7 protein-coding genes are annotated in these 7,807 nt (G+C 68.7%); 5 read left to right on the plus strand and 2 right to left on the minus strand.

Features of this window, described 5'->3' with window-relative positions:
* From AC1DXV_RS28190 to AC1DXV_RS28205, 4 genes are all read left to right on the plus strand, one after another.
* A partial coding sequence (locus AC1DXV_RS28190) for an efflux RND transporter permease subunit (protein WP_477936713.1) occupies positions 1–2,605 on the plus strand: 2,605 nt, incomplete at its 5' end.
* On the plus strand, positions 2,602–3,255 hold the full coding sequence (locus AC1DXV_RS28195) for a protein-L-isoaspartate O-methyltransferase family protein (protein WP_169676195.1): 654 nt from the start codon (positions 2,602–2,604) through the stop codon (positions 3,253–3,255). The genes AC1DXV_RS28190 and AC1DXV_RS28195, both read left to right, overlap by 4 nt.
* 36 nt (positions 3,256–3,291) lie before the next feature.
* A complete protein-coding gene (locus AC1DXV_RS28200; protein WP_477874808.1) occupies positions 3,292–3,639 on the plus strand; it encodes a rhodanese-like domain-containing protein in 348 nt (115 codons plus the stop codon).
* Positions 3,640–3,671: 32 nt separating this feature from the next.
* A complete protein-coding gene (locus AC1DXV_RS28205; RefSeq protein WP_477936715.1) occupies positions 3,672–5,006 on the plus strand; it encodes a TolC family outer membrane protein in 1,335 nt (444 codons plus the stop codon).
* Positions 5,007–5,068: 62 nt separating this feature from the next.
* Here AC1DXV_RS28205 and AC1DXV_RS28210 read toward each other — a convergent pair whose 3' ends face one another.
* Positions 5,069–6,364, minus strand: coding sequence for a mechanosensitive ion channel family protein (locus tag AC1DXV_RS28210; protein WP_477936717.1), 1,296 nt, complete (start codon positions 6,362–6,364; stop codon positions 5,069–5,071).
* A gap of 70 nt (positions 6,365–6,434) precedes the next feature.
* Positions 6,435–7,370 (minus strand): histone deacetylase family protein, encoded by a 936-nt coding sequence (locus AC1DXV_RS28215; RefSeq protein ID WP_477936719.1) that lies wholly within the window; start codon positions 7,368–7,370, stop codon positions 6,435–6,437.
* 47 nt (positions 7,371–7,417) lie between these two features.
* Here AC1DXV_RS28215 and AC1DXV_RS28220 point away from each other — a divergent pair.
* Positions 7,418–7,807 (plus strand): AAA family ATPase (locus AC1DXV_RS28220; protein WP_477936721.1); only part of this gene is annotated, 390 nt, incomplete at its 3' end.

Raw genomic sequence — 7,807 nt, forward strand, 5'->3', positions numbered from 1 at the left:
GGTCGTCGCCGCGGTGAAGAGCGAGAACCAGGAGCTGCCGATGGGCTCGATCCGCACGCGCGAGCAGGAGCGGGTCGTGCAGATCAATGCGCGGCTGAAACGGCCGGACGACTTCCGCGAGATCATCGTCGCCCGCCGCGGCGCGAACGGCGGCAACGCCGTCAAGCTGTGGCAGGTGGCCGACGTGGTCGACGGCCCGCAGGAGATCGAGAGCCTCGCGCTCTACAACGGCCAGCGCACCGTGCTGCTGTCGGTGCAGAAATCGCAGGGCGAGAACACCATCGAGGTGGTCGACGGGCTGAACAAGGCGCTGGCCGAATCGGCCGCCCTCACGCCGCCGGGCGTCAAGGTCGAGGTCAACCGCGACAACTCGCGCGGCATCCGCGTCTCGGTGGCCAACGTCAAGCGCACGCTGTTCGAGGGCGCGGCGCTCACGGTGCTGATCGTGTTCCTGTTCCTGAACTCCTGGCGCTCGACCGTGATCACCGGCCTGACGCTGCCGATCGCGCTGATCGGCACCTTCCTGTTCATGTACGTGTTCGGCTTCACGATCAACACCATCACGATGATGGCGCTGAGCCTGTGCGTCGGGCTGCTGATCGACGACGCGATCGTCGTGCGCGAGAACATCGTGCGCCATGTGCAGATGGGCAAGAGCGCGCACCAGGCGGCACTCGACGGCACCAACGAGATCGGCCTGGCGGTGCTGGCCACCACGCTGTCGATCGTCGCGGTGTTCCTGCCGATCGGCTTCATGGGCGGCATCGTCGGCAAGTTCTTCCATGAGTTCGGGCTGACCATCGTCGCGGCGGTGCTGATCTCGATGTTCGTCAGCTTCACGCTCGATCCGATGCTGTCGAGCATCTGGCACGATCCCCAGGCCCATGGCGTGCACCACGGGCCGCCGGTGACGCTCTACGACAAGACCATCGGCCGCGTCACCGGCGTGTTCGACCGCTTCACGCAGTGGCTGTCGCAGGCCTACCAGGAGATCCTCGGCTGGGCGCTCGCGCACAAGCTCGCGACGCTCGGCATCGCGCTCGCCACCTTCGTCGGCAGCTTCTTCCTGATCCCGGTGCTCGGTGCCGAGTTCGTGCCCAAGGCCGATTTCTCCGAGACGCAGGTCAACTTCTACACGCCGGTCGGCTCGTCGATCGAGGTCACCGAGATGCGCGCGAAGCAGGTCGACGCGATGCTGCGCGAGATGCCCGAGGTGCGCCACACGGTGACCACGATCAACAGCGGCAACGCGCTCGGCAAGATCTACGCGTCCACCTACATCCGCCTCGTCGACCGCAAGGACCGCAGCCGCAACCTGAACGAGCTCAGCGTGCCGCTGCGCGAGCGGCTGTCGCGCATCCCCGGCATCACCGTCACCAACATCGGCCCGACCGACCTCGGCGGCGGCAAGAGCCTGCAGTTCTCGATCCAGGGCGCCGACCTGGCCGAGCTCGCGCGGCTGTCGGCCCAGCTCGACGTGAAGCTGCGCGCCATCCCCGGCCTGGTCGACCTCGACACCACGCTGAAGCCCGACAAGCCGACCGTCGCGATCGACGTGAAGCGCGACGCCGCCTCCGACGCCGGCCTGAACGTCAACGCGCTCGCCAACAGCCTGCGCACGCTGGTGGCCGGCACCACGGTGGGCAACTGGCGCGCGCCCGACGGCGAGAACTACGACGTGAACGTGCGCCTCGCGCCCGACAGCCGCAACACGCTGGAAGACCTGCAGCGCCTGCCGATCAACGTCGCCGCGGCGGCCGACGGCTCGGCGCGCTCGGTGCGGCTGTCGCAGGTGGCCGACATCACGCCGTCGACCGGCCCGAACCAGATCAACCGGCGCGACCTGAACCGCGAGATCAACATCGACGCGAATGCCTACGGCCGCAGCTCGGGCGACGTGTCGGCCGACATCCGCCGCGCCCTCGACACCRTCGCGTGGCCGCCCGGCTACCGCTACGTGTTCGGCGGCTCGACGAAGAACATGAACGAGTCGTTCGCGTATGCGGTCGGTGCGCTGGCGCTGGCGGTGGTGTTCATCTACATGATCCTCGCGAGCCAGTTCCGCAGCTTCCTGCAGCCGCTCGCGCTGATGAGTTCGCTGCCGCTGACGCTGATCGGCGTGGTGCTCGCGCTGCTGATGTTCCGCTCGACGCTGAACATGTTCAGCATCATCGGCATCGTGATGCTGATGGGGCTGGTGACGAAGAACGCGATCCTGCTGGTGGATTTCGCGATCCGCTCGCGCGCCGGCGAGCACCGGGGCGAGCACGGGCTCGACCACGACGAGCCGCCGATGACCCGCGAGCAGGCGCTGCTGCATGCGGCCGAGGTGCGGCTGCGCCCGATCCTGATGACCACGCTGGCGATGATCTTCGGCATGGTGCCGCTGGCGTTCGCGCTGTCCGAGGGTTCGGAGCAGCGCGCGCCGATGGGCCAGGCGGTGATCGGCGGGGTGATCACCTCGTCGCTGCTGACGCTGGTGGTGGTGCCCGTCATCTATTGCTACCTGGATGACCTGGCGTCCTGGGCCAAAAGCAGGTGGGCGCCCCATAAAATGCCAGGTTTGCCCCAACCCCAGCCTGCTTCCGGAGGAACGCCGCCATGAACGTCGAACAAGCCCGCTTCAACATGATCGAGCAGCAGATCCGCCCGTGGGACGTGCTCGACCCCGGCGTGCTGACGCTGCTGGGCGTGATCAAGCGCGAGGATTTCGTGCCGGCCGCCTACCGCGCGATGGCCTTCATGGACACCGAGGTGCCGCTGCCGGGCGGCCAGCAGATGCTGGCGCCGCGCGTCGAGGCCCGGCTGCTGCAGGAACTGAACGTGCGCCGCCACGAGCGCGTGCTGGAGATCGGCGCCGGCTCGGGCTACATGGCCGCGCTGTTGTCGCACAAGGCRCGCCAGGTGGTCACACTGGAGATCGTGCCCGAGCTGGCCCGCCTGGCCGCCGAGAACCTGCGCCGCGCCGCGGTCGCCAACGTCAGCGTGGTCGAGGGCGACGGCTCGAAGAAGCTGCCGACGGCCGGCCCGTTCGACGTGATCCTGCTGTCGGGCTCGGTGGCCGCGGTGCCGCAGGCGCTGCTGAACGAGCTGAAGGTCGGCGGCCGCCTCGCCGCGATCGTCGGCCAGGAGCCGGTGATGCGCGCGACGCTGGTCACGCGGGTCGGCGAGGCCGAGTTCCGCAGCGTCGAGCTGTTCGACACCGTCGCGCCCCGGCTGCTCGGCTTCGACGAGCCGTCGCGCTTCCATTTCTGAACACCGACTTTTGATCGACACAGGACACACCGCGACATGCAACAGGTTCGAGTCACCGATGTTCAGGCGCTCCTCGCGAGCTTCGGCCCCGAGGCCCGCCCGGTGATCCTGGACGTGCGCGAGCCGTGGGAGGTGCAGACCGCATCGCTCACCCTGTCGGGCGTGCAGGGCGTGTCCATCGTCTGCATCCCGATGCGCGAGATCCCGCAGCGCCTGGCCGAGCTCGATGCCACGCAGCCCATCCTGGGTTTGTGTCACCACGGCATGCGAAGTCTGCAGGTCGTCGCATTCCTCGAGCGCGAGGGCCATGCCGACGTGTACAACATCGCCGGCGGCATCGACGCCTGGTCGCGCGAGGTCGACACCTCGGTGCCCACCTACTGATTCCTGATCACCCATCCCCCAAGGAACGTCCCATGTCCGCTGTGTCCCTGACCCGTTTGCCGAAGCCGAGCCGCCTGGTGCTGGCCTGCGCCGCCCTGTTCGGTGCCGTGCCCTTCGCGCAGGCGCAAAGCCTTGCCGAGCTCTACGACACGGCGCGCGGCTACGACGCGAGCTACCTGGCGGCGAAGGCGCTGGCCGAGTCGACCCAGTACAAGGCCGACCAGGCGCATGCGCTGCGCCGGCCGCAGATCGGGGCGCAGCTGCAGGCCGGACGCAGCGACARTGAAACGCCCATCAGCGAATCGACCAGCCGTTCGACCACCGCCGGGCTGAACGCATCGCAGACGATCTTCAACCGCGCCAACGACAAGACCATCGACCAGGCGGACCTGGGCGTCGACATCTCGCGCGCCGACCTGGAAACGGCCGAGCAGGACCTGATCGTCCGCGTCGCCCAGGCGTATTTCGACGTGCTGGCGGCGCAGGATGCGCTGGCCACCGCGCAGGCCAACAAGAACGGCATCGCCGAGCAGCTGGCCTCGGCCAAGCGCAACTTCGAGGTCGGCACCGCGACGATCACCGACACCCGCGAGGCGCAGGCCCGTTTCGACCTGGCCAGGGCGCAGGAGATCGCGGCCGACAACGACCTGCGCACCAAGCGCATCGCGCTCGACCAGCTGGTGGGCCGCGACGGCGTCGTGCCGAAGCCGCTGGCCGCGCCGGTGGCGCTGCCGGCCGTCACGCCGAACAACGTCGAAGCGTGGGTGTCGCAGACCGACACCGCGCCGACGGTGCGCCGCGCACAGTTGGGCTACGACATCGCGAAGCTCGAGACCGAGAAGGCGCGCGCCGGCCACCTGCCGACGGTCGGCCTGACTGGCAGCTACGGACGCGGCCACACCAAGATCACCAATCCGCTCGACGCATCGGGCCGGGTCACCAGCTCCGATGTCGCGCTGACGATGACCGTGCCGCTGTTCGCCGGCTTCTCGATCCAGAACCGCGTGAAGGAGACGCTGCAGCTCGAGGAGCAATCGCGCAACCTGCTCGACTCGGCGCGCCGCGGCACCGCGCAGGCGACGCGCCAGGTGTTCTTCGGCGTGCAGTCGGGCCAGGCGCAGGTGACGGCGCTGGAAGCGGCCGAGTCGTCGAGCCAGCTCGCACTCGAAGCCACGCAGCTCGGCTACAAGGTCGGCGTGCGGGTGAACCTGGACGTGCTGAACGCACAGACCCAGCTGTTCACGACACGGCGCGACCTGGCGAAGGCGCGCTACGACGTGCTGGTCAACAGCCTGAAGCTGCGGCAGGCCGCCGGCCAGTTGAAGGGCGACGATCTTCGGGCCTTGAACGCGCTGATCGCCCCTTGAACTCGTAGCCCGGATGCCAATCCGGGTTCGTGCCTGCATCCCGGATTGGCATCCGGGCTACGTCAAATCCGTTCGGGCGGCGCGGGCACGGGCCCTTCGTTCCGCACGATGGTGTGCATCACCCGCTGCGGGAACGGAATCTGGATGTCTTCCGCATTCAGCACATCCAGCACCGCCAGGTGCACGTCCGACTTGACCTGCCCCTGCCCGTTYTCCGGGTCGCGGATCCAGAAGTTGATCGTCAGGTCCATGCCGTCGGCCGCGAAGTTCGAGAGCTGCACGCCCGGCCCCGGGTCGGCGATCACGCGCTCGACCTTCAGCAGCGCCTCGACCAGCTTCGGCTGCAGCGCCCGCACGTCGGTGCCGTAGGCCACCTGCACCATCGTCTGCACCAGCACCCGCGGGTCCTCCAGCGACAGGTTCTCGACGCGCTGCGTGATCAGCATCTCGTTCGGCACCACCGCCTCGCGCCCGCCCAGCGAGCGGATCACCGTGTAGCGGGTGCGGATGTCGGTGACCCGGCCCTCGAAGTTGTCGACCTTCACCATGTCGCCGATGCGCAGCGAGCGCTCGGCCAGGATCACGAAGCCGCTGATGTAGTTGGCCGCGATCTTCTGCAGGCCGAAACCGAGGCCGACACCGACCGCGCCACCCAGCACGCTCAGCGCCGTCAGGTTGATGCCGACCGCCGACATCGCGAACAGCAGCCCGACGAACAGCAGCAGCGCCCGCACGATGTTCGACACCATCTTGCGCATCGACAGGTCGTTGCCGGTGCCGTGGATGATCTTGCGCTCGATCGCCGACGACAGCCACAGCGCCAGCACCATCACGACGCCGGCCGTCAGCGCACCCTCGATCATCGTGCGCAGCGAGACCATGCCGCCGGCGATCTGCCAGCGCACGCTGTCGAGCTCTTCCAGCACCGCCGGCATCACGCCGGTGATCCACAGCACCACGGCGATCCACGCCAGCCACGAGATCGTGCGCTCGGTCGCGCGCATCCAGGTGGAATTGGGGAACGCCGCCGACAGCACCCGCACCGCGAGGCGGATCAGCGCCAGCGACAGCAGGATCGGGATCGCGACGCGGAACACCGCGACCTTCACGACGCCCATCAGCACATGCCGGGCGACCACGGCGAGCACCAGCGCGACCAGCGGGAACAGCACGCCGTCGACCACGTTGCGGCCGAACAGCACCGCGCCGTTGACGCGCAGCACGCGCCGCAGCGCCATGCACACCAGCCACGAGACGCCCAGGCAGCCCAGCAGCACCGCCGCCTCGGTGAGCGCGCTGCGCGTGGCCAGGTCGCGCAGCAGTTCGTTGAAATCTTGTACGCCCAGGGACGAATCCATCGGTGAATCGCTCTCTTCTATTGTCGATCGGGGAAGGCTGCGGCGCAGCCACGGATTTGACGTTGCCGCCTCAGAGGTCGGCCAGCACCCGCAGGTGCGCCGCGACGCTGCGCGCCAGCGCGCCGAGCGCATAGCCGCCTTCGAGGCACGACACGATGCGCCCGCCGGCATGCCGGTCGGCCACCGCCTTGATGCGGCGCGTGAGCCATTCGTAGTCGGCCTCGACCAGGCCGAGCTGGCCGAGGTCGTCCTCGCGGTGCGCATCGAAGCCGGCCGAGATGAACACCATCTGCGGCTTGAATTCTTCCAGCCGCGGCATCCACATCGCCTCGACGAGCTCGCGCATCTCGGCACCGCGGGTGTACGGCGGCAGCGGCAGGTTCAGCATGTTGTCGCCCTTCGGCACCTCGCCGCAGTACGGGTACAGCGGGTGCTGGAAGAAGCTGACCATCAGCACGCGATCGTCGCCGGCGAGGATGTCTTCGGTGCCGTTGCCGTGGTGCACGTCGAAATCGACGACCGCCACGCGCTGCAGCCCGCGCACGTCGAGCGCATGGCGCGCCGCGATCGCGACGTTGTTGAAGAAGCAGAAGCCCATCGTCTCGTTGCGCGTCGCGTGGTGGCCGGGCGGGCGCACCGCGCAGAAGGCGTTGTCGACCTGGCCGTCGAGCACCGCGTCGGTGGCGGCCACCGCGGCCCCGGCGGCGCGCTGCGCGGCACGCCAGGTGCCGGCGTTCGCGATGGTGTCGGGGTCGAGCGCGCGGCTCTGGCCGGACGCCGCCAGCTCTTCGAGCACGGCCCGCAGCTCGGTGACGTACAGGCTCTCGTGGGCGAGCGTCACGTCGTGCAGGTCGACCAGCGGCGCGTCGCGGTGCTCGAGCGCCATGTCGAGGCCGGTCGCCAGCAGGTGGTCGCTGATCGCGTCCAGGCGCTGCGGGCACTCGGGGTGGCCGCGCCCCATGTCGTGCTGCCGGCACTCGGGATGGCTGAAGAACGCAGTGGGCATCGGTGTTCTGAGTCCGGAATCGCGGCGGTTTCGGTTATGGTGATTGCATGAGCACGGACCTGTTGAAAGCCCTTCCCCACCTGAACCGCCTGATCGACCAGATTAGCACGATCATCGTCGGCAAGCGCCCGCAGATCCGTGACTGCGTGGCCTGCCTGCTGGCCGGCGGCCACCTGCTGATCGAGGACGTTCCCGGCGTCGGCAAGACCACCCTCGCGCACGCGCTGGCGGTGTCGCTCGGGCTCAAGTTCTCGCGCAGCCAGTTCACCGCCGACCTGCTGCCCTCCGACCTGATCGGCGTCAGCATCTACGAGCGCAGCAAGGAGGCCTTCGTGTTCCACCCCGGCCCGGTGTTCGCGCAGGTGCTGCTGGCCGACGAGATCAACCGCGCCGGCCCGAAGACGCAGAGCGCGCTGCTCGAGGCGATGGAGGAGCAC

The sequence above is a fragment of the Rhizobacter sp. P3_C12 genome (assembly GCF_056402735.1).

Excerpts from the sequence above, each read along its gene's own strand:
- AC1DXV_RS28200 (WP_477874808.1), top strand. The coding sequence starts at position 3,292 with ATGCAACAGGTTCGAGTCACCGATGTTCAGGCGCTCCTCGCGAGCTTC.
- AC1DXV_RS28215 (WP_477936719.1), bottom strand. The coding sequence starts at position 7,370 with ATGCCCACTGCGTTCTTCAGCCATCCCGAGTGCCGGCAGCACGACATG.